Source organism: Dyadobacter crusticola DSM 16708 (genome assembly GCF_000701505.1).
GTDB classification, from domain to species: domain Bacteria; phylum Bacteroidota; class Bacteroidia; order Cytophagales; family Spirosomataceae; genus Dyadobacter; species Dyadobacter crusticola.
On sequence record NZ_JNJB01000007.1, the window covers coordinates 71,664 to 91,403 of the forward strand.

Genomic DNA, 19,740 nt, shown 5'->3' on the forward strand with positions numbered 1-19,740 from the left:
TATGAATATTGTCCTTTTTTACCATTCTCTGCTTTCTGACTGGAACCACGGAAATGCGCATTTCCTGAGAGGGATCGCCACCGAGCTGATCAAAAGAGGGAATACCGTGAACATTTACGAACCCAAAGATGCGTGGAGCCTGCAAAATCTGATGGCAGATTACGGGCAGGAAGCAGTGCAGGAACTGCAAAATTATTACCCGCTCCTGAGCAGCATTCAGTATGATCCCGCTACGCTGGACCTGGATGAAGTACTCAAAGATGCAGACCTGGTACTTGTGCATGAGTGGAATGAGCATGCATTGGTAAAGGCGATTGGTGAAAAAAGGAAGAAGTACTCTTTTAAGCTGCTATTCCACGATTCGCACCACCGCGCGGTGACTCAGAAGGCCAGCATGGGCGCTTATGATATTTCAAATTACGACGGCGTGCTCGCATTCGGCGGCAAAATCAGGGACATATATCTTGCCGAAAAATGGACTAAAAACGCCTGGACCTGGCATGAAGCCGCGGATACCAACGTTTTTCACCCCATTGAAAACACGGACTACGAAGGTGATTTTGTGTGGGTGGGCAACTGGGGCGACGAGGAGCGTACTAAAGAGCTTTTCGAGTTCATCATCGAGCCGGTCAAGGAAATGAAATTGAAGGCAAAGATCTACGGCGTACGCTATCCTGATCACGCAAAGGCTGCATTGGCCGACGCGGGTATCGAGTATGCAGGCTGGCTGCCAAACTTCAAAGCGCCGGAGGTTTTCTCCAAATACCGTTTTACAGCCCACGTACCCCGCGGCCCGTACGTAAAAGCGCTTCCAGGAATCCCGACAATCCGCCCATTTGAGGCGCTTGCCTGCGGTATCCCACTGATTTCAGCTCCGTGGGATGATACTGAAAACCTGTTTACGCCCGGAAAGGATTTTGTTTTTGCCAACAATAAAGAAGAAATGAAGCGGTGGATCGACCGCGTACTGACTGACGACAAGCTGGTAAAAGAAATGACAGCGCACGGTCTGGAAACGATCCGCAACAAGCATACCTGTGCACACCGTACAGATGAATTATACCAGATATGTGAGGAACTGGGTGTTAACAACTTAAACCAAACTATTACGCTATGAAATTCGCATTCTTCGGTTCGAGCCTCGTTTCAGCTTACTGGAACGGCGCAGCAACCTACTACCGCGGCATTATCCGTGCTATGAATGAACTTGGGCACGAGGTTACATTTTACGAGCCCGACGCTTATGACCGCCAGAAGAACCGGGACATGGAAGATCCAGAATGGGCACGGATCGTGGTGTACCAACCCAATGAAGAGGATGTCGCTAAGGCGCTGAACGACGCGATGGATGCAGATGTGATCATTAAAACGAGCGGGGTAGGGGTGTTTGACGAGCTATTGGAAAAAGAAGTAGCAGCGCTCGGTCAGCGAGATAAGTTCGTGATCTTCTGGGATGTGGACGCGCCTGCGACGCTGGATCGGGTACATCATAATGAAGACGATTATTTCAAGACGCTCATTCCGCAATATGATCTGGTGCTGACTTATGGCGGCGGTGATCCTGTGATCAATGCATATACGCAGCTAGGCGCAAGAAAGTGCGTACCGATCTACAATGCGCTCGATCCCGCCACGCACCACCCGGTAGAAATGCAGAGCCGCTTCGAAGGCGATCTGGTTTTCTTAGGTAACCGATTACCCGACAGGGAAAAGCGGGTTGAGGATTTCTTCTTGAAAGTAGCGTCGGAAATGCCGGAGCAACGCTTTATTCTGGGCGGGAATGGCTGGCACGATAAGCCGATGACCAGCAATATCAACTACATCGGACATGTGTTTACCAAAGACCATAATGCACTCAACTGCTCCCCGAAAGCGATCCTGAATATCAGTCGCGACAGCATGGCAAAATATGGATTTTCGCCCGCAACACGCGTATTCGAAGCTGCCGGTGCCGGTGCGTGCATTATCACGGATTACTGGGAAGGAATCGAATTCTTTTTCGAGCCGGGTGTAGAGATTCTGGTTGCTAGAAGCGGGGATGAAGTAAAGGAAATTCTTTCGTCCCTCACGACAGAAAAAGCTGCTCAGATCGGCCAGGCTGCGTTAAGGAAAGTATTGGAGAAACATACCTATACGCACCGCGCAGTTGAGCTGGATAAGCTTTTAAAAGATGAGCTTACATTCAACAAGGCTGCGGTATGACTGAGGGTAATTTGAAAATAGTTGTCCTGGGTTTGTCCATTACCTCTTCCTGGGGAAACGGGCACGCTACTACATTCAGGGGCTTGATCCGCGAGCTGCACCGGAACGGGCACGATGTTACATTCCTGGAACGCGATGTGCCCTGGTATGCATCAAACCGCGATTTGAAAGACTTTTCTTATTGCAAAACGATCCTTTACCAGGATATCAGTGAACTGAAATCGCTGCACACGGAAACGATAAAGAATGCAGACCTGGTGGTTGTAGGATCTTATGTTCCGGAAGGTGTGGAGGCAGGGAGGTTTGTGACTGAAACAGCCGAGGGGATCACGGCATTTTACGACATTGATACGCCGGTTACCCTGGCGAAGATCAAAAAGGCGGATTACGAATACCTGCATCCGGACCTGGTTCCGCTATATAATATTTACCTGAGTTTCACAGGCGGGCCAACTTTGACATACCTCGAAGAACATTACGGCTCCCCAATGGCGCGCCCATTCTATTGCTCTTTTGATCCCGAACTTTATTATCCCGAGGAACACGAAAAGCAATGGGACCTCGGCTACCTGGGCACTTACAGCGACGACCGTCAGCCTCCGCTAACAGCATTGATGCTCGACGCAGCGGAAAAGCTGCCTGAGGGAAAGTTTGTAGTAGCCGGTCCCCAATATCCTGCGGACATTCAGTGGCCGGGCAATGTAGCGCGCATTGAGCACCTGCCGCCGTCGGAACACAGGAAGTTTTACAACAGTCAGCGCTTTGCGATGAACATTACACGCGCAGATATGATCCGCGCAGGTTACTCACCCAGCGTGCGACTATTTGAAGCGGCTGCCTGCAACACACCCATCATCAGCGACTACTGGGATGGTCTTGACACAATATTTGAGCACGGCAAAGAGATCCTGATATCGCGCTCAGCGGAGGATACCCTTGATTTTCTAACAAACATCACCGAAAGCGAGCGGCAGACAATTGCCGAAAACGCAAGGCGCAAAGTGCTTGAATTCCACACCGCCGCCCACCGCGCTACCGAGCTCGAACGCTATTATGCCGAGGCAATGCGAAATCGCGAAGTGAATATTGCGTAGGTCAGACCTGATACTTGTTAAGGTTATTTTGTGGCAGAATGTGGAAGTTTTTAGAATTAATAGCATAAAGTTTGCAGAAAAGCGCATTAAATTTAACTTACGGTCAACTAGTTAAACAGGAACCTGCTTCGGTTCCTGTTTTATTTGGGTTTTACGATACTTGGTAGCCACTGTCCAGTCAAACGGACTTACTCAAACTACTCCGTTCTTCATAGCTTTTCTAACGGCTGCAAGACTTCCGTTAGGATCGGCGTTTGCATCGCCACAACTTTAAACCTCAGTCAGGCATGGTGCCTGGTTGTAAACTGTAATGCTATGAAAAAAGAACGCCACATGCCTTATCCTTCAATGACCAATTTGGTCCCTATCCACAGGCATACGGGCGGGTATCTAACATTTTCCTGATTATACACCGCCGGCATTTTCATGCTGGCAGCTGTCTCTATGTCTAATCAATACCTTCCAAATTACGATGAGTAAAAGCACAAATGCCAAAATACCTCCCACCAGTTTAGATTTTGTAAATGGTGCAGATACACTCAGTTCACACGGATGAGATTTGATTCTGTTACAAAAAATATCAAAGTGCTTTTATATACAAAATGACAATCAACCACACATGAAAAATCAATTATCCCAACTGCTTCTTGTACTTACTATTGCATTGGTCTTTTTAGGATGTAAAATGGATGCAGACCCCGGGAAACAAAATGAAAAATGTGAGCTGATATCATATTCTAAACATGGTTTTCCTTCCTACATTATCTACGATGAAGACGGATTCTTTATCTATGGGAGCTATATTATTAATCCAGGTAAGAACGGAATAAGGTGCGATCGAGACAGTAAAGGAAACTTGTCCAGAGTGTTGAATCTTAGCGAGCTTATTTTGGGAGACACATTAATAGCGGATTATGTGTATGACGGAGGCAATTTGCAAACCCTAAGATATTATGATCGTCAGTATGATATAACTGGGGGACCGAGCAAAAAGCAAATTCTGACTTGTAATTTTTTCTTTGGCAAAAGCGAAAAACCTGATTCGATGCACGTTATCAAGTCACGTGAAGATTCATTAGGGAACGAATATTCGTATGAGCCGACGCGGACTGATAAGTTTTTTTATGATAACAACGGTAATCTTTACAAACAGGAAATATTTAAACAAGAGCTTAATGGAGGGTTTGTGCTTGCATCCACAAATTATCACACCTACGATAGTAAGCCCAACTATTTAAAAAAAATGAAGCAAATATATTTTTTCATAGACCAATCTATTCCGTATTTGTTTTCAAACAATAATCTGCTGTCTACTCGCCATGAAGTGCCAGGGAAGCTTACTACCGAAATCTCCTATAAAGTCACTTATGATGGTGATATGGTACAAGATGATGGAATGGGTTTTTCGGAAATGAAGTGGTCTTGTGATTAGGCTGAATTAGCTTCCAACGGAAGATCACATTCGAAATCGGGCATTTTGCGAATTTCTCGTCAGCGATAACTGAAAAAAAGTGGACATCGCCACGGTTAAGCATACATTATTTGTACAGGCACAATTTTCGGCATAAAAAATCCTGATGCGCAAAAGCTGCTCTGACATAAAGTTAATTTACAACCAAACGCACTGCCACAGCCAGATCAGCTACAAACCGGGGAAGTTGTAGTGACAGCATCCCCGGCGTTGTCAGCTCAATTTCGTGCTGCTCCACCTCAGCTCCATTTAGTGTATCCCAAAAATGAACTGAATAGGTGCCTGCCGACATGCCCGGGATTTGTACGGTTACCTCCATTGCGGGTGCTTTTTCGTCTAAAGTTTTCAGATTCCCGGTTCGCTTCACCAGCGTATTCGTACGCAGTACCCAGCAAATCGCCTGGCTTTCGTCTGCGCAGGCAAAAACAGACACATGGTGGTCGCTTGAAGCTATTTCTTCATTCAGGTTTTTTCGACGGAAGTTTTTCCATTCAATCAGGTTGGTAAAGCCCGCGAGGCTTCGTTGCGCCAGTCTCATGCCGGGTGTAAGACAATGCGGGTGCCTGTTGGGCCAGCGCATTCCGCCGCCCGCCGCGCCCGAAGCCAGGTGCGCCCATTGAATGTGACGGAAATATTCGTCGTCAAAATAGGCAGGAAATGTAATGTGTTTGTCTTTAAAAGCGTGAATAGGTCCGTGCTCGCTGTCGAAAAACGGCCTGGTTGCGGGTAAATGCGAAAGCGCCTCGCGCACAAGCCGGCCCGCAGCAATTGCGGATGCCACGGTATCTTTCGGATTGTCGATCGTGGCGGAATCGTAGAAATGGGTGCTCGCAAAGTCGAGATCGCTGTGACGGAAAATGACATCGGCGGCGGCGGGCTGCTCATTCAGCACCGGTCCGAATATGGATACTGTCTGCGGGTGCGTGCGTCCATATAATCGCATTTCAATATCTCTCAGGTGTGTGCTGAGTTCGCGGACGAAAGTCTCAAAAACGTCTGTGCGGCCGCCTGCGTGCGCCGGGTGAATTTCATTCCAGAGATCCCACGCAAACAGCACGCCGCTGCCGCCCCAGCGCTCGGCAACAAAGCTCAGCCTGTTTTTGATCGCCTGCAAAGTGTCCGGACAAATCAGCCACTCAGAGCGTTTCTTGCAGGGACCTCCGTGTAATTTGTTATAGGGGTGGTGCCGCCAGCGTATCCACATCCAGAAAGTATCCACGGGAGTAAGGAGAATGCGGATGTTGTATTTCGCGCAAAGCAGGAAAAGATCGTCCCACAGCTTGATCATATTAGGCGAGAATTTTCCGGCGGGTTTCTCGAAATACCGGTGCTCCCCCTGCGCATATTCCAGCATCAGGCGAATGCAGGTAACCCCGTGTGCGGCAAGCCAGGCGAGATAATCCTCTACCTGTTGCACATTTTTACGTCTGAAAAGACCATTCAGCTCTGGCCAGGTAATGGCGTCGTTCTGCCCGATCGGAGTCCAGTTCTCACCATCTTCGGTCACAAAATAAGGAGCATCCGGCGCAACCTGCACCCAGGACAACTCCCGCGCCCCATTCAGCAAAGGCAAGCTCAAATTACGACTATCCAAAGCAGGACGAACGTCCCCGCCCATAAGCTCATTCACTTTTCCTTCAAATAAATCCATTCAAACTGCAGGTGACGATAGCTAAAATACCAACAAACCCCTCACCCAAAAACCACCCCCAACAAGCCAAAATCATGCCAGACAGAATGGAAGGCGCTTGGAGTAAAGGTCATTCCCGGTTCCCGGCGGCTAATTTATTCGGTCATTCAAACATTCAGTCATTAGGTCATTAAGTCATTCCCCGCTCCACCGCAGCCCATTCATTCATTCAATCATTCATTCATTCAATCATTCATTCATTGAACAAACGACAAACGCCCTTCGTCAACGCCAGCGTACCGTCTGCCGATGATAATTTCAAATGTCGCTAAATGAGTCTTACTTCCTTTTTTGTCCTGTTTCAATTCTGTTATGTCCATGAAAAAACATCTATTATTCATCTTCTTCCTGTTTGCCGGCGCGATGGAAACGCTGCTGGCCCAGAACAGGGCAGTTACCGGAAAGGTAACGGACGCCAATACTCGTGAGGCTTTGCCCGGGGTCAGTATTCTGGTCAAAGGCACCCAGGTAGGTACCGTATCCGATGCGGAAGGTAACTTCAAGATTGACGTGCCGGCCAATGCTACCGTGCTTGTTTTCAGCTTTATAGGCTACACCACGAGTGAAATTCCGGTGGGTTCCTCAGTCAATCTGGATGTGACCTTGCAGGCCGACACGCGCCAGCTGAGCGAAGTGGTGGTGACGGCGCTGGGTGTGGAGCGTACACGTAACGCATTGCCCTATGCAGCCACACAGATAGACGGAACCGCAATTACCGCCGGAAGAAACCCGAACATGATCAATTCACTCGCGGGCAAAGTGGCCGGTCTCAATATCACGCAGACCAACACGCTCGGCGGTTCTTCGAATGTGGTGATCCGAGGTATCAAATCGCTGACAGGCAACAATCAGGCGCTGTTTGTTGTCGACGGCGTACCCGTGAACAACGATGTAGCGAATACGCGAAGCCAGGTTAGCGGTGGCGGCGGGTTCGATTATGGTAACCCTGCCTCCGACATTAATCCCGACGATATCGCCTCCGTAACTGTATTGAAAGGCGCTGCCTCTACGGCGTTATACGGCTCCCGGGCTTCCAACGGGGTCATTTTGATTACCACCAAAAAAGGGAAAAAGGGTCTGGGAGTAACGATCAATACCGGACTGACAGTCGGGGCTGTGGATAAGAAAACTCTGCCCGTTTATCAGAAAGAATACGGCGCGGGCTATTCGGCAAAATGGGGCGCTTTCGATGTAGATGGTGACGGTGTAGAGGATAACATTGTGCCACTCAGTGACGATGCTTCTTATGGACACAAGTTTGATCCCAATGTGATGGTATATCACTGGGATGCATTCGACCCTACTTCACCGAACTACAAAAAAGCGAGACCCTGGGTTGCCGCAGCAAACGGACCAGAGTACTTTTTCGAGCGATCGGTTTCTACCAATAACAGCATTACCATAGATGGCGGGAGCGACAAGGCTACTTTCAAAGTCGGCTACAATCGCACTACTGATAAGGGGATTTTGCCAAACAGCCAGATCTCTAAAAATATGATCAATTTCGGAGGTAACCTCAATATGACCTCCAAATTGTCTGTCAATGCAAGCGCAAATTTCACGGAGCAGGAAGGGCTCGGCCGCTACGGATCGGGTTACGGGTCTATTAACCCGATGCTCGGCTTCCGCCAGTGGTTCCAGACCAATGTGGATCTGAAGGAGCAAAAGGAAGCTTATTTCCGCACGAAACAGAATGTAGCCTGGAACTGGAAAGGACCGGACGATCTCGAAGCCGCGTATTCCGACAATGCCTATTTCACCCGCTATGAAAACTACCAGAATGACAAACGATACCGCACATTCGGCAATATTTCAACGGTTTACAATGCAGCCGACTGGCTAAAAATCACAGGCCGCGTGTCTCTCGACAGCTACGACGAGATACAGGAAGAGCGTTTCGCGGTGGGCAGTACGACAAATGAGAATATGCCCTATTACATCAAGTATAACCGTACTTTCCGCGAGTTCAACTTCGATCTTTTTGCCAATATGCACAAGACGCTGTCCAAAGACCTCGATCTGACTGGGTTAATCGGTGCTAACATGCGACGGTCTCAGCTGAATTCGATGCGGGCTTCGACAAGCGGCGGGCTGGTAGTGCCGCGGCTGTATGCGCTGTCCAACTCGCGTAACCTGCTATCTCCGCCGATCGAAAGCGAGCAGAATATTGCCGTCGACGGCGTGTACGCCAATGCGACATTAGGATTTCGGGAGATGGTATTCCTTGATCTGTCAGCGCGCCGGGAGCAATCTTCGACTTTGCCGAAGGGCAGCAATGCCTATTTTTATCCCTCGGTGGCGCTCAGCTTTGCTTTCTCTGAACTGTTAAAAACGACCCCGTGGCTCTCCTATGGAAAGCTGCGCGCCAACTATGCCGAAGTGGGCAGTGACGCGCCATTTGGCGCGCTGGATAAATACTACAACAAGCAGGATGAAGAGATTGGCCTGCCGATCGGCGGTTTCAATGGTATCCCGCTGTTCTCGGTGCCCAATACCCGCTTCAATCCCAACCTGAAACCGGAAAGGACCAAAAGCAGAGAGTTCGGTATCGAAATGGCATTTATGAACAGCAGGGTAGGTTTCGATGTAACTACTTATCAGGCCAACACGATCAACCAGATCTTGCCGGTGACGGTGCCTACAACAAGTGGTTATAGCTACAAGTACACGAATGCGGGCGAAGTTTCGAATAAAGGCTGGGAAGTTTCGGTGTTTGCTACACCTGTGAAAACCAACAATTTTTCGTGGACGATCAATGCAAACTGGGCCCGGAACAGGAACAGGGTAGAGTCGCTGGCAGAGGGCGATAATATGATCATTGCGACTTACCAGTCAAGTGTTACCTCCAATGCGACCGTCGGCAGACCGTTCGGGATATTGAGAGGATCAGGGTATTCGTACCACGAAAACGGCGGAAGGCTGATCGACGAGCGGGGACAGTATGTATTATCAAGTCCGACCAAAGAGATAGGTGACCCCAACCCGGAATGGATAGGCGGCATTGGCAACACGGTGAGCTTCAAGGGAATCTCGCTTTACTTTTTGGTTGATGTGAAAAAAGGCGGACAGCTCTACAACCTGGACACTTTTTACGGGTTCGGAACCGGGCTATATCCTGAAACTGCCGGCTTGAATGAACTGGGCAACCCGTCGCGGCTGCCGGTTGCACAAGGTGGAGGGATACTGCTGGACGGTGTGAAAGCCGACGGCTCGCCGAATGATGTGAGGCTGGAAAACCGCGCCTACGCACTCGGTCCGTACGGACCCAATGAATCGCACATTTACGGCGCCGGGTTCGTGAAGCTGCGGGAAGCATCGCTCTCGTATGCGCTGCCGGCAGGTTTGATCTCAAAGCTGAAAGTGGTGAAAGGGATTGATCTTGCGCTGGTAGGACGGAATCTGTGGATTATCCATAAAGATGTGCCTTACTCAGATCCTGAGGCCGGCTTTGGTGCAGGTAACATTTCAATGGGCTACCTGGGGGGAGCTTACCCGACAGCACGTAACATCGGCTTCAATGTAAAACTCAGATTTTGACCAAAAAACCATGAAAAAGACCATTCTATATAGTATTTCAACATTGTTTCTGACGGCGGGCTGCGTCAGTAACCTGGACAGCGATTTTAATATCGATCCCAAGAAGGCCACGGAAGTGCCTGCGGCTACGCTGGTGAGCAACGCGCAGTTCAATCTGACCAATATCATCACGACGCCGGATTATAATTACAATCCATTCAGGTACTATCTGCAATACTGGGCTGCGGTGCAGTACCCGGACGAAAGTCAGTACAATATCAATTCACGCGAGATCAATAAGTCTTTCTGGGATGTGCTGTACCGTGACGTGCTCAGCGATTTGCGTGAAGCGCGGAAGACAGTCGATGCAAATGCATTCCTGACCGAGGGAGCGCGCGCAAGTCAGGTTGCTACCATCGAGGTACTGGAAGTATATGCGTGGTCGGTGCTGGTGAATACATTTGGCAACATTCCATATTCGCAGGCGCTGGATATCAACAATGTACTGGCTGCTTATGAAGATGACGCGGCCATTTATGCGGACCTAATCAAGCGCCTCGACGCAGCAATAGCAAGTTTGAATGCCCACCCTGATGCAGAGGGATTCTCAAACGGCGACTTGTACTACGGCGGGGATGCAGCAAGCTGGATTAAATTCGCGAATTCGCTCAAACTGCGCCTCGCCATCACCATTGCCGACGCAGAACCTGCGAATGCCAAAAAGCTCGCGGAAGAGGCGGCGCCTCACGTATTTACTTCATCGGAAAACGACGCGCAGCTGAACTACACAGCTGCTATGCCAACCGCCAACCCGATGTCGGACATACTTGCAAAAAGGGATGATAACGTGGCGGCCAACACGCTTGTGGATTTGATGAACAAGCTATCAGACCCGCGCATCAATGAGTTCTTTCAGCCTGCAACAGCAGGGCCGAATGCAGGAAAATATGTGGGGGGAATTTACGGGGAAGCGAATGTATATGCTGAGTTTGCACAGCCTGGCAGTCTCCTCAGAGATCCTGTTTTACCCGGTGAGCTCCTTTCCTATACAGAGGTTGAATTTCTTTTGGCAGAAGCCAAGTCACGCGGGTTCAATGTTCCCGGAACTGCTGTCGCGCACTATAATGCGGCAGTTACTTCTTCAATCGTCCACGACTTTGACGGTACGCTGGCAGAAGCCACCGCATATCTGGCCAGGCCGGGAGTTGCTTTTGAAGCTGCTAACTGGAAAAAAAGTATTGGTACCCAAAAGTGGATAGCTATGTATAATCAGCCTGTGGAAGGCTGGAAGGAATGGAGAAGACTTAATTATCCAGTGTTACAAAAGCCGGCGCAGGCGCTGTCCGAAATGCCTTTGCGTTTTCCATATCCATTCTCTGAACAAAACCTGAATGGGGCCAACTATCGCGCGGCGGCAGCTGCTATGGGAGGTGATGAGGTTACCTCACGTATTTTCTGGGATAAACCGTGATACGCTGATTGTTGTAAACAAAATGCCCGGAACGTGCTTTGCATTCCGGGCATTTTGCTTTTATGCCTAGTCGACCCGACCGAGCTCTTTTTTCAGGTTATACCATTTAGTCACGTCGCCTTCTTCGGCATCCGTGTAATTCTTGGCCAGGTAATCCAGGAATGCAAACTTGGCTTCGTCAGATTCCAGGAACAAGTGTGGTACAACACCTTCGGCTTTGATAAAGTATTGGTAGCCGTCGTTAGTGACTTCCTTGGTGGTATAAAACCTCCCTGAACCTTCGAAATTGGTGATCGAGTCGTACAGGTTGTATACATCCTCGTGATCAGCCAGGCTCACGCCCGACAGCCATTCTTCATAATCAGTTACTTTTTCCATTTGTGTTTGTTTTTATAAATATCAATTCGAGTGATCTTTCAAATACGCCTCGATCTTCTCACGGTTGCCGCCAACGGCTTTGATTGCTTCCAGGATCTGCTCCCGGGAGGCGCCGCTCTTTTTTGCCAGATAGTCTATCTCATAATCCTCGCTGGCCGAAACGCGGTTGCGGTCGCGGGCGTCCTTTTTGGTTTTGTCGTCTGCCATGATCGTGCTGTTCAATTTGTTGATTAAAGGATTTTGGGCATAACAGCAAAAACCGTGCTTGCACGCTTTGACCAACTATCCGGATTTAAATTCGGGGTAATTGCAGGAATGCAGGCAGCGCGGGCAGGGGATAGCGTGTCTGTGGAGGTAGTCGAAAAATGGTTTTTACAAGAAAAATTTGAACTATGAGAAAACTTCGTCTACACCTGCCCGCATTAGCCCTGCTCATTTTTGTCGCTTCCTGTTCGCAGGATCAAATTGTCCATCGCGAGGCCGCGGTGAAGCTTGACAAGGATTCTGTAATCCACCAGCTCGGAAGCCACCGGTTTTTTATCTCAGAAGCGTACCGCTTTGTGGGCTCCGATTCTGCGGATCTGATGCAGATTGATCCTAAGTTTGACATTTACCGAAAGGAAGTGTACCTGGCATTTCGCACGAGCGGCTCTGTCCTTTACTGGTTCGGCACTGAGATCGACGAAAGGGCACAGCAGGGCGCCTCTTATACATTTTCCATGAACATCAGAATCGAGCGGCCGATCGGACTTCGTGTTCACTGGGATGACGAGAAGGGTACCGCCGTGGTAGAGTCGGAGCCAAATTCACCTCTGCCGATGATTGTTCTGGGGAAAAAGGCCTATCTGGAAACCAGCACTTACAAAATCTATCCCACACTGGAAGAAGCCAGGAATGCAAGTGTGAGAGGCAGCGCCACATTCATTTACGAAGACGACGATGCCAAGCTTGGAAAGGTAACTTACAAGATCAAATTAAAGCCGATGTACCAATATTACCGCGCGCCCGATCAGCAGAATCACGCCAAATTCGCGGTTTTTTAATAGTTCAGTTCAAAGTTTTTAAACAGTTTTCAGGTACAGCTGCTCTAATTCGTTGGCCGAAATGGAGCCTGCTTGGATAACAGATTGCAGGTTTCCTTCTTTCATGATACCGATCCGGGTGGCCACTTCGCGTGCCCGGAAAATGTCGTGCGTCGCCATCAGGATCGCTGTACCCGAAGCTGAAAGCGTTTTAAGGATTTCGGAGAATTCATTGGAGGCTTTCGGGTCCAACCCGCTGGTGGGTTCGTCGAGGAGAAGCACCTTCGCTTTTTTAGCTATTGCAATCGCAATTCCCACTTTTTGCCGCATTCCCTTGGAGTAGCCGCCCAGCCGTTTGTCGTGCGCAGTACTTTGCAGGCCCGCAGTATCCAGAAACCCTGCCAGCTGGCTCGCCTCATAGCTGAAACCGGCCAGCGATGAGAAGTATTCCAGATTTTCCAGGCCAGTCAGGTTGGGGTAGAGCATGACGGTCTCGGGAATGTAAGCCAGCCTGGTTTTGGTCTCCCCGGCGTGCGTGGCAACGTTCAGTCCATCAATGGACGCAGTACCTGAGGTCGGCTCCACAAAGCCTAGAAAAAGGTTGATCGTTGTTGTTTTGCCCGCCCCATTCTGGCCCAGCAATGCAAATATTTCTCCTTTCCCAATAGTAAGGTTGAGATTGTTGAGCGCGGTATAATCGCCGTATTTCTTGGTCAGATTGCTAGCTTCAAGCATTTTGCCTGTTGGTATGTTGGATGAAATTTCTTCTCATTAATAAAATGGCTGATAATCCCGCGAGCACACTCCATACGATCAGCGGCAGAACGGACGCACTCGCCGCCTCTCTGTGAGCAGTTTTCGCCTGATACTTCGGGTAGCTTGTCCAGTCCAGGTTTTCTGTTTGTACGTTTTCGAATATATACGGGTAAAAAAACTCCCGAAGCTGTTTGTGATAACTTTTGACCGATTGCAGGTATGCAATGTGGCTAGTCAGGTCGGTTTCGGCAATGCGGTTAAGCATTTGCTGTGCGTAGATCACCGGATTAAGCATACCGATTTGTTCGGCCAGCGCTTGTCTTTGTGCCAGCTTTGTAAAAAGCTGTCCGGCCGATTCCCTCGCTTCAACTTCCCCGGCATACTGCATTGCATAATACCAGCCCGGTGAATATTCGTCTTCCGGGATCGGGTATTTGCGGTATTGCGGATAAGCTGCGTAAAAGGTTTCCATTGTTGGTTTTTTAGGTAAATCCCATTTGGCATGATAACCTTCCCGCTGCCTCACTGTCGTTTCGAGCGCTTCGGGGATCGCGATCTGCCCGCTGATCAGCACATTGGCAATGCCTGGAAAAAGCATGCACAGAAATATCCAGCACGAAACCAGCGCGGTAGCATTGAAAGACGAGCTTTTGCCAAGCGAGATCACGAATGCACAAAGAAGAAACCAGAAGAGTAGGTAGCACACAATCACCAGAAAGAGCTTGAAGGTTGGCACCGACCACGGAAGTCCCAGCCACACAACCCCGGCCAGAAAGACGATCAGCGCGGTGAGAACTACGGCTGAAAAGCGGACCAGCAGCTTGATGAAAATAATGGTAAGCAGGCTGGGTGCATTGGTTTCCACGATCCGCCACACACCATGTTCCTGTTCCTGCGAGACGGTGTTGTAGGTGAATGCAATGATCAGGAGCGGAAACAGAAAGATGAAAACGAAAGAAGCGTCGAGGTTGCCGACCAGCAGCGTAAGCGGATTTGTGAGCTCGGAATCGTAAAGCTGACCTTCAATGCCCAGTATCTTGACTTTCAGGCTGAATGCATTTACATCCCGCTGGCCAATCGAGAAAGAAGCCCAGGGCGAAGGGTAATTTGCTGTGTAAAAAAACGGGTAGTACGCGGTAGTTCCGACTGTCTTGCCTTTTCCTTCCTCAGCTACGTGATGCAGGTGGGTTTTCTGCACGGAGGGAATGGAGCTGATGGTTTCGAGCTGGCTGCCAATTACATTTTTTCCGTGGTAGAAACTGTAAATGCCAAATAAGACAAGTCCGGCAATTGCCCAGCGAACCGTTTTCTCGCGGAAGAAATTAATGACCTCCAAAAAGAGGAGCTTACTGCTGATTTTCATAACTGGTATTTGCGTTGCGAAGAAATGAACCCGAGTGCGGCAAACCCTGCGGCAAGCCAGAAAAGCAATGCGATCAGGCTCCATTTTCCATTGTCGATGGTCGCTGCGAGCGAGAGCGGCCGGAACTGAAAAGGCGGCATTTGCTGCCAGTTGGACTGTGCCACTTTTTGCACGCGGTCATTTTTGTAGGAGATCTGTGTAAGGTGAATGTTATTGATCAGGGTTGTTTTGTCGAAACGGTATTTTTCGGTTTGCTTTTGAAATTCCGAGAAAGTGTCGAAGTCTACGCCGCAGAGCTGCATGGATATGTTCCGCAGCGGGAGGTATGGATCAAAGAAACCGAGGATTACGGATACAGCATTCTGTGCTTTGTAAGTGTCTATCAGCTTGTCGAAACGCGATCCGAAGATTTCCGAGGTAATGCGTTCGCCTTCCTGCATGACCAATGCGCCATAATTCACCGGAAGTTGTTGCACGGAATCGACACCGTACTTTTTCAAAGTGTTGGTTCTGAGCGCTGCGAAATGCGGGTCGTCGGGATCGTGGCTGTTGCCTTCCTTGCTTACGTCCGCCTCAATAGCCTGCTCAAATGCGATTTTATCGGGTGCTTTGTACAGGCTGCTGCCGAGTGTCTGGGCGCTTTTTGGTATTACAATAAAACAGATCATCCAGCCTAATACAAGGATAATTAATGCATTTGCTGCGTTTTTACTCATGGCCGAAACACTGGTCACGATCGTGGTGACGATCAGGAAATAGATTGCGTAAACGAGCAGGATCAGTCCGCACCTGAGCAGGAGTTCGGCATTGATATCATTTTGCAGCAGCACGGCGCCGCCAAGCAATGCGGCCAGGACGAGCGGCAGGAATAATAGCCAGGTAACCGCAACCAATCCGGCAGTTTTCCCCGCAAGTATATCAAAGAAGGAAGCTTTTTGGCATAACAGAATTTTGAGGACGCCGTTTTGCTTCAACCCGGCCACCGTGGAAAAGCCCAGGAAAATAATGAAAAGCGGAACCAGCAGCTGCAGCACAAGCGCCATGCTCAGCTCACCAAAGCGTAGCATACCATTTGAAAAACCCGCCTCACTCATGTTGACGGTATTTTGCCGGTGAGCTTCCAGGAATACCGAGTTGCCGACATAGCTGTCGAGACCGAAGTCGAAAAAGCTGAGCGGCGCCTTTTCCCTGAAAACCAGGTAGCCGTAGTGCGCCACCCGGTGGGGATGGCGCTCGGGCTGGTTCATCCAGTGATCCTGGACCTCTGTGGTGTAGCGGGCCTGCTGTGCATTGAACTTATGCACGTAGTTCCAGCCGATGAACCCGGCAAGTAAAAGCATGGCTAATAGAATGCTGTACAAAATAAAAGGCATTTTGCTCCTGAAAACGGTCTTGATCTCATGCAGGGCAACAATGCGGATTAAATGGAGGTGCATAGGAGTGAGTAAATGAAACGGTGTTGCAAATATAAGCGTGCGACTTTTAGATGCAACTATGTTGCATGATTTTGTTAAGCCGTTTCCCTATATTTAGCTCAACCAAATACCAGCTATGTTAGACATTGTCATCGAAGCCCGAAAGGCTGCTATCAGCGAATCTGTCATGGTCAAACGCATTCTTCCATTCCGCCTGCGGAGAATGGTCGGGCCATTTATTTTTATGGACCACGCGGGTCCTATCGCCGACATTCCGGCGAACCCGTCATCACTCGACGTACTGCCGCATCCCCATATCGGCTTGTCGACCGTGAGCTATCTGTTTGGAGGCCAGGTCACGCATCGCGATAGTCTGGGTGTGCAGCAGGTGATCAGGCCGGGAGAAGTAAACTGGATGACGGCTGGCAGCGGCATTGCGCATTCGGAACGTTTTGAAGATCCGGCTGCATTAACAGGTGGGCTGGAAATGATACAAACGTGGGTTGCATTACCCGAGAAAGATGAGGAAGCTGCACCTGATTTCAAAAACTACACGACGGCAGAGCTGCCTGTTTTTACAGACAAAAATATTTGCATGCGCCTGATCGCCGGCGATGCTTATGGTCTTAAAAACGAAGTTAAAACGCATTCTCCATTGTTTTACCTGCACGTGGTACTGCAAGCCGGTGCTCGTTTCGGGTTACCGGCGGGATACAGCGAGCGGGCGGTCTATATTGTGAAGGGAGCTTTGGAAGTTTCAGGACATCGCTACGAGCCCGGTCGGATGCTGGCTTTTAATCCCGGCGTCGATCCGGTGATCATCGCTTTGGAAAATACGACCTTGATGCTGCTGGGCGGTGAGCCGCTGGGCGAAAGGTTTATCTGGTGGAACTTCGTGTCTTCGCGCAAGGAGCGTATCGAGCAGGCCAAGGAGGATTGGAAACAGGGCAGGATTATACTGCCGCCTACTGATGATCAGGAGTTTATCCCACTTCCCGACGACAGATCCCGTCCCGCAGGTACGCCGCCACGACCCGAGCCGCTTTCGTAAATGCTGTTAAAAAACAACTCCGCAGGTAAACGCCTTTGGGGATGCAGGTATCTCATTTTAAGGTAAATTTAATAGACTATAATTTTAATAGAGTAAATAGATTTGCTACTTTTGGAGCATAACAATTTAGTGCTGCGCTTATGCTCTCCAAAGTTCTTTCCCTGCGTCTTCCGTTCTCGTCCTGGTTACTGCTGCCGATCGCGCTTGTTCTTGGCGTGGCCGGTATCCTGATTTTCAATGGGCCACAAACGTTCAATGCGGAAAATGTAACTGAGTTTCTGAACAGCGACTTCGCGCTTTATTTGTTGGTGGGTTTCATTGCACAAATGGTGGACGGTGCATTGGGAATGGCTTACGGAGCTACTTCGTCTTCCTTCCTGCTGGGAATGGGGGTGCCACCTGCGGTCAGCAGCACGAGCGTGCACGTGGCCGAAATGTTTACAACAGGTGCATCCGCAATTTCTCATTTTCGGTTTAAGAACATTAATAAAAAGCTTTTCAAGAGTTTGCTCATCCCTGGCGTCCTCGGCGCAGTTACAGGTGCCTACCTGCTTTCGGATGTGATTGACGGCGATTTTATCAAACCTTTTATCGCCTTTTACATGCTGATCTTAGGTTTGATCATCATCAGAAAGGCGCTTTTGACCAAACTCGCTAAAACAAAAACGAAACGCATCGGTGTACTGGCCGCAGCCGGAGGCTTCCTGGATTCGATTGGCGGTGGTGGATGGGGACCGATTGTTACTTCTTCCTTATTGGGCCAGGGCCGCGATCCCCGCTACACGATCGGCTCGGTAAATGCTGCTGAATTTGTGATCAGCTTTTCAAGCGGCGTAACATTTTTGTTCTTCCATGGCGTGGCAAGCTGGCAGGTGGTGCTCGGCCTGATTGTCGGCGGCGTTATCGCTTCTCCGTTAGGTGCATTGCTTGTGGGCAAGATTAAGCGTAAGCCTTTGATGTTAATCGTAGGTGCATTGGTCATCTTCCTAAGCGCCCGCACTATTCTTCATAGTCTTAATTAGAAAGGGAGGAAGGGGAGGAAAGGGACGAAGGGGATGAAGGGGATGAAGTTATTTCGCTTCCTCCATCAGTCCTTTCCTCCATCCTCCCTTTCCTCCATCCTCCCTTTCCTCCATCCTCCCTTTCCTCCATCCTCCCTTTCCTCCCAAGAAAATCCAGGAACGATTATTGAGCATGTAGATACCGGAAGTCTGGTTTAGGACTTTTCGAACAATCAAACACATACTCGTTCCATCAAATGATTGAAGATCAAGAAAGTACCCCGAAAATTAAGAATTCGAAAAATGCACTGAGCCGCAGAAGGTTTTTTCACCATTCTGGGGCGGCACTGCTAGCCACCACATTCCTGACCTCTTGTGAAGGGCTGCTCGACGATATCCTTCCCAAAAAGAACGGAGCGGAAAAAGGCGAGGAGGAATCAGGACCTAAGAGGGACCAGACGCTTGCATTTTTTGGCGACAGTCTCACGATCGGGGCTGGCGGCACAACGCCTTACGGTAATATGGTAGGGGAGGCTTTCCCCGGCAGGCCCATTGTCAGCGACGGGATCGTTGGGCAGGTCGCATTGTCAATCGCGATCCGGCAAGGCGGCACTCCGCTAAAAATTTCTGTGCAAGGTGGTAAGTTTGATGGTACCAACGAGATAAAGGTAACCAAGCTGAACAATGAGTTTCTGTCGACGCCGATCAACTACGAGACTTACAGCAGGACCGGAACAATCGTGGGTGTAAAATGCACGATCACACGCACCGCGAATGACAATGGCGAAAGCTACACGATCAAGCCCGATGCAGAAAGTACCCTCGACATTCCCGAAGGTTCGATTTTCGAACTGGATGATGCGACGCGACTGAGAACGGCAACGCAGATCCTCTGGTATGGCCGCAACAACATTACCAAAGGAAGTGCCCAGGACGAAATTCTCGAAGCGCTGGACAGTTCCATTGCTTTTATAGAAGAGCCGAAAAGGTACCTTGTTGTGGGTATGTTGCAGGCCAGGCCGGAAAATAGAGGGACCGACCGATATAACCAGGTAATTTCAATTAATGAGAAACTAGCCAGTCGGTACGGCAGCAACTACGTGCCTATGACACCGCCAACCGCCGACGAAATGGCCGCTATCAATTACACACCCACTGAGCAGGACCTTGCGGATATTGAAAATATGAATTTTCCGACCGGAATGCGCCCCGACGATCGTTCGGATGAAATCCATATCAATGACAAAGGATATAGGATTGTGGCAAATCGGGTAATTTCCAAATTGAAAGAACTGAAATATTAAGTTCTG

Annotated in this window: 16 protein-coding genes; 10 read left to right on the top strand and 6 right to left on the bottom strand. The window is 49.4% G+C overall.

What is annotated here, in order from left to right:
• Position 1: 1 nt before the first annotated feature.
• The 4 genes from Q369_RS0110845 (at position 2) to Q369_RS0110860 (ending at position 4,728) form a co-directional block, all read left to right on the top strand.
• On the top strand, positions 2–1,117 hold the full coding sequence (locus tag Q369_RS0110845) for a CgeB family protein (RefSeq protein WP_031527830.1): 1,116 nt from the start codon (positions 2–4) through the stop codon (positions 1,115–1,117).
• On the top strand, positions 1,114–2,202 hold the full coding sequence (locus Q369_RS0110850) for a CgeB family protein (RefSeq protein WP_035333317.1): 1,089 nt from the start codon (positions 1,114–1,116) through the stop codon (positions 2,200–2,202). Before Q369_RS0110845 ends, Q369_RS0110850 begins: the two co-directional genes overlap by 4 nt.
• The gene (locus Q369_RS0110855) at positions 2,199–3,296 is read left to right on the top strand and encodes a CgeB family protein (protein ID WP_229206804.1); all 1,098 of its coding nucleotides are present in this window, start codon (positions 2,199–2,201) and stop codon (positions 3,294–3,296) included. The genes Q369_RS0110850 and Q369_RS0110855 overlap by 4 nt, the downstream gene beginning before the upstream one ends.
• Before the next feature lie 619 nt (positions 3,297–3,915).
• Positions 3,916–4,728 (top strand): hypothetical protein, encoded by an 813-nt coding sequence (locus Q369_RS0110860; protein WP_031527833.1) that lies wholly within the window; start codon positions 3,916–3,918, stop codon positions 4,726–4,728.
• A 172-nt stretch (positions 4,729–4,900) separates the two neighbouring features.
• Here Q369_RS0110860 and Q369_RS0110865 read toward each other — a convergent pair whose 3' ends face one another.
• Entirely contained in the window at positions 4,901–6,418 is a 1,518-nt protein-coding gene (locus Q369_RS0110865) for a glycoside hydrolase 5 family protein (protein ID WP_157488149.1), read from the bottom strand.
• A 357-nt stretch (positions 6,419–6,775) separates the two neighbouring features.
• Between Q369_RS0110865 and Q369_RS0110875 the strand changes: the two genes are divergently transcribed.
• Both Q369_RS0110875 and Q369_RS0110880 read left to right on the top strand, forming a co-directional pair.
• Complete coding sequence (locus Q369_RS0110875) at positions 6,776–9,994, top strand: SusC/RagA family TonB-linked outer membrane protein (RefSeq protein ID WP_031527835.1); 3,219 nt, start codon at positions 6,776–6,778, stop codon at positions 9,992–9,994.
• Between the two features lie 10 nt (positions 9,995–10,004).
• Positions 10,005–11,444, top strand: coding sequence for a SusD/RagB family nutrient-binding outer membrane lipoprotein (locus Q369_RS0110880; RefSeq protein ID WP_031527836.1), 1,440 nt, complete (start codon positions 10,005–10,007; stop codon positions 11,442–11,444).
• Between the two features lie 66 nt (positions 11,445–11,510).
• On the opposite strand, the gene Q369_RS0110885 is transcribed toward Q369_RS0110880, so the two are convergent.
• Together Q369_RS0110885 and Q369_RS0110890 are read right to left on the bottom strand one after the other, a co-directional pair.
• On the bottom strand, positions 11,511–11,822 hold the full coding sequence (locus tag Q369_RS0110885; protein ID WP_031527837.1) for a hypothetical protein: 312 nt from the start codon (positions 11,820–11,822) through the stop codon (positions 11,511–11,513).
• 21 nt (positions 11,823–11,843) lie between these two features.
• Complete coding sequence (locus Q369_RS0110890) at positions 11,844–12,029, bottom strand: DUF3606 domain-containing protein (RefSeq protein WP_031527838.1); 186 nt, start codon at positions 12,027–12,029, stop codon at positions 11,844–11,846.
• 185 nt (positions 12,030–12,214) lie between these two features.
• On the opposite strand from Q369_RS0110890, the gene Q369_RS0110900 reads away from it, so the two are divergent.
• Complete coding sequence (locus tag Q369_RS0110900) at positions 12,215–12,865, top strand: hypothetical protein (protein ID WP_031527839.1); 651 nt, start codon at positions 12,215–12,217, stop codon at positions 12,863–12,865.
• Between the two features lie 18 nt (positions 12,866–12,883).
• Here the strand turns inward: Q369_RS0110900 and Q369_RS0110905 are convergent, their stop codons facing one another.
• From Q369_RS0110905 to Q369_RS0110915, 3 genes are read right to left on the bottom strand one after another with little or no spacing between them, the layout of a single operon-like run.
• Positions 12,884–13,579: an ABC transporter ATP-binding protein gene (locus Q369_RS0110905; RefSeq protein WP_031527840.1), complete on the bottom strand. Its 696-nt coding sequence runs from the start codon at positions 13,577–13,579 to the stop codon at positions 12,884–12,886.
• Complete coding sequence (locus Q369_RS0110910) at positions 13,572–14,963, bottom strand: ABC transporter permease (RefSeq protein WP_051664025.1); 1,392 nt, start codon at positions 14,961–14,963, stop codon at positions 13,572–13,574. Before Q369_RS0110910 ends, Q369_RS0110905 begins: the two co-directional genes overlap by 8 nt.
• Entirely contained in the window at positions 14,960–16,399 is a 1,440-nt protein-coding gene (locus tag Q369_RS0110915; protein WP_051664026.1) for an ABC transporter permease, read from the bottom strand. The genes Q369_RS0110910 and Q369_RS0110915 overlap by 4 nt, the downstream gene beginning before the upstream one ends.
• Before the next feature lie 115 nt (positions 16,400–16,514).
• Here Q369_RS0110915 and Q369_RS0110920 point away from each other — a divergent pair, with 115 nt between their 5' ends.
• The 3 genes from Q369_RS0110920 (at position 16,515) to Q369_RS0110935 (ending at position 19,734) form a co-directional block, all read left to right on the top strand.
• The gene (locus tag Q369_RS0110920) at positions 16,515–17,429 is read left to right on the top strand and encodes a pirin family protein (protein ID WP_031527843.1); all 915 of its coding nucleotides are present in this window, start codon (positions 16,515–16,517) and stop codon (positions 17,427–17,429) included.
• A 140-nt stretch (positions 17,430–17,569) separates the two neighbouring features.
• On the top strand, positions 17,570–18,451 hold the full coding sequence (locus tag Q369_RS0110925; RefSeq protein ID WP_031527844.1) for a sulfite exporter TauE/SafE family protein: 882 nt from the start codon (positions 17,570–17,572) through the stop codon (positions 18,449–18,451).
• Positions 18,452–18,687: 236 nt separating this feature from the next.
• Positions 18,688–19,734, top strand: a complete 1,047-nt coding sequence (locus Q369_RS0110935; protein ID WP_229206805.1) for an SGNH/GDSL hydrolase family protein — start codon at positions 18,688–18,690, stop codon at positions 19,732–19,734.
• Positions 19,735–19,740 lie beyond the last annotated feature (6 nt).

Coding starts and splice junctions, on each gene's coding strand:
- Q369_RS0110880 (WP_031527836.1), top strand. CDS start 10,005: ATGAAAAAGACCATTCTATATAGTATTTCAACATTGTTTCTGACGGCG.
- Q369_RS0110845 (WP_031527830.1), top strand. CDS start 2: ATGAATATTGTCCTTTTTTACCATTCTCTGCTTTCTGACTGGAACCAC.
- Q369_RS0110865 (WP_157488149.1), bottom strand. CDS start 6,418: ATGGATTTATTTGAAGGAAAAGTGAATGAGCTTATGGGCGGGGACGTT.
- Q369_RS0110905 (WP_031527840.1), bottom strand. CDS start 13,579: ATGCTTGAAGCTAGCAATCTGACCAAGAAATACGGCGATTATACCGCG.
- Q369_RS0110910 (WP_051664025.1), bottom strand. CDS start 14,963: ATGAAAATCAGCAGTAAGCTCCTCTTTTTGGAGGTCATTAATTTCTTC.
- Q369_RS0110875 (WP_031527835.1), top strand. CDS start 6,776: ATGAAAAAACATCTATTATTCATCTTCTTCCTGTTTGCCGGCGCGATG.
- Q369_RS0110920 (WP_031527843.1), top strand. CDS start 16,515: ATGTTAGACATTGTCATCGAAGCCCGAAAGGCTGCTATCAGCGAATCT.
- Q369_RS0110885 (WP_031527837.1), bottom strand. CDS start 11,822: ATGGAAAAAGTAACTGATTATGAAGAATGGCTGTCGGGCGTGAGCCTG.
- Q369_RS0110860 (WP_031527833.1), top strand. CDS start 3,916: ATGAAAAATCAATTATCCCAACTGCTTCTTGTACTTACTATTGCATTG.
- Q369_RS0110915 (WP_051664026.1), bottom strand. CDS start 16,399: ATGCACCTCCATTTAATCCGCATTGTTGCCCTGCATGAGATCAAGACC.
- Q369_RS0110890 (WP_031527838.1), bottom strand. CDS start 12,029: ATGGCAGACGACAAAACCAAAAAGGACGCCCGCGACCGCAACCGCGTT.
- Q369_RS0110855 (WP_229206804.1), top strand. CDS start 2,199: ATGACTGAGGGTAATTTGAAAATAGTTGTCCTGGGTTTGTCCATTACC.
- Q369_RS0110935 (WP_229206805.1), top strand. CDS start 18,688: ATGATTGAAGATCAAGAAAGTACCCCGAAAATTAAGAATTCGAAAAAT.
- Q369_RS0110850 (WP_035333317.1), top strand. CDS start 1,114: ATGAAATTCGCATTCTTCGGTTCGAGCCTCGTTTCAGCTTACTGGAAC.
- Q369_RS0110925 (WP_031527844.1), top strand. CDS start 17,570: ATGCTCTCCAAAGTTCTTTCCCTGCGTCTTCCGTTCTCGTCCTGGTTA.
- Q369_RS0110900 (WP_031527839.1), top strand. CDS start 12,215: ATGAGAAAACTTCGTCTACACCTGCCCGCATTAGCCCTGCTCATTTTT.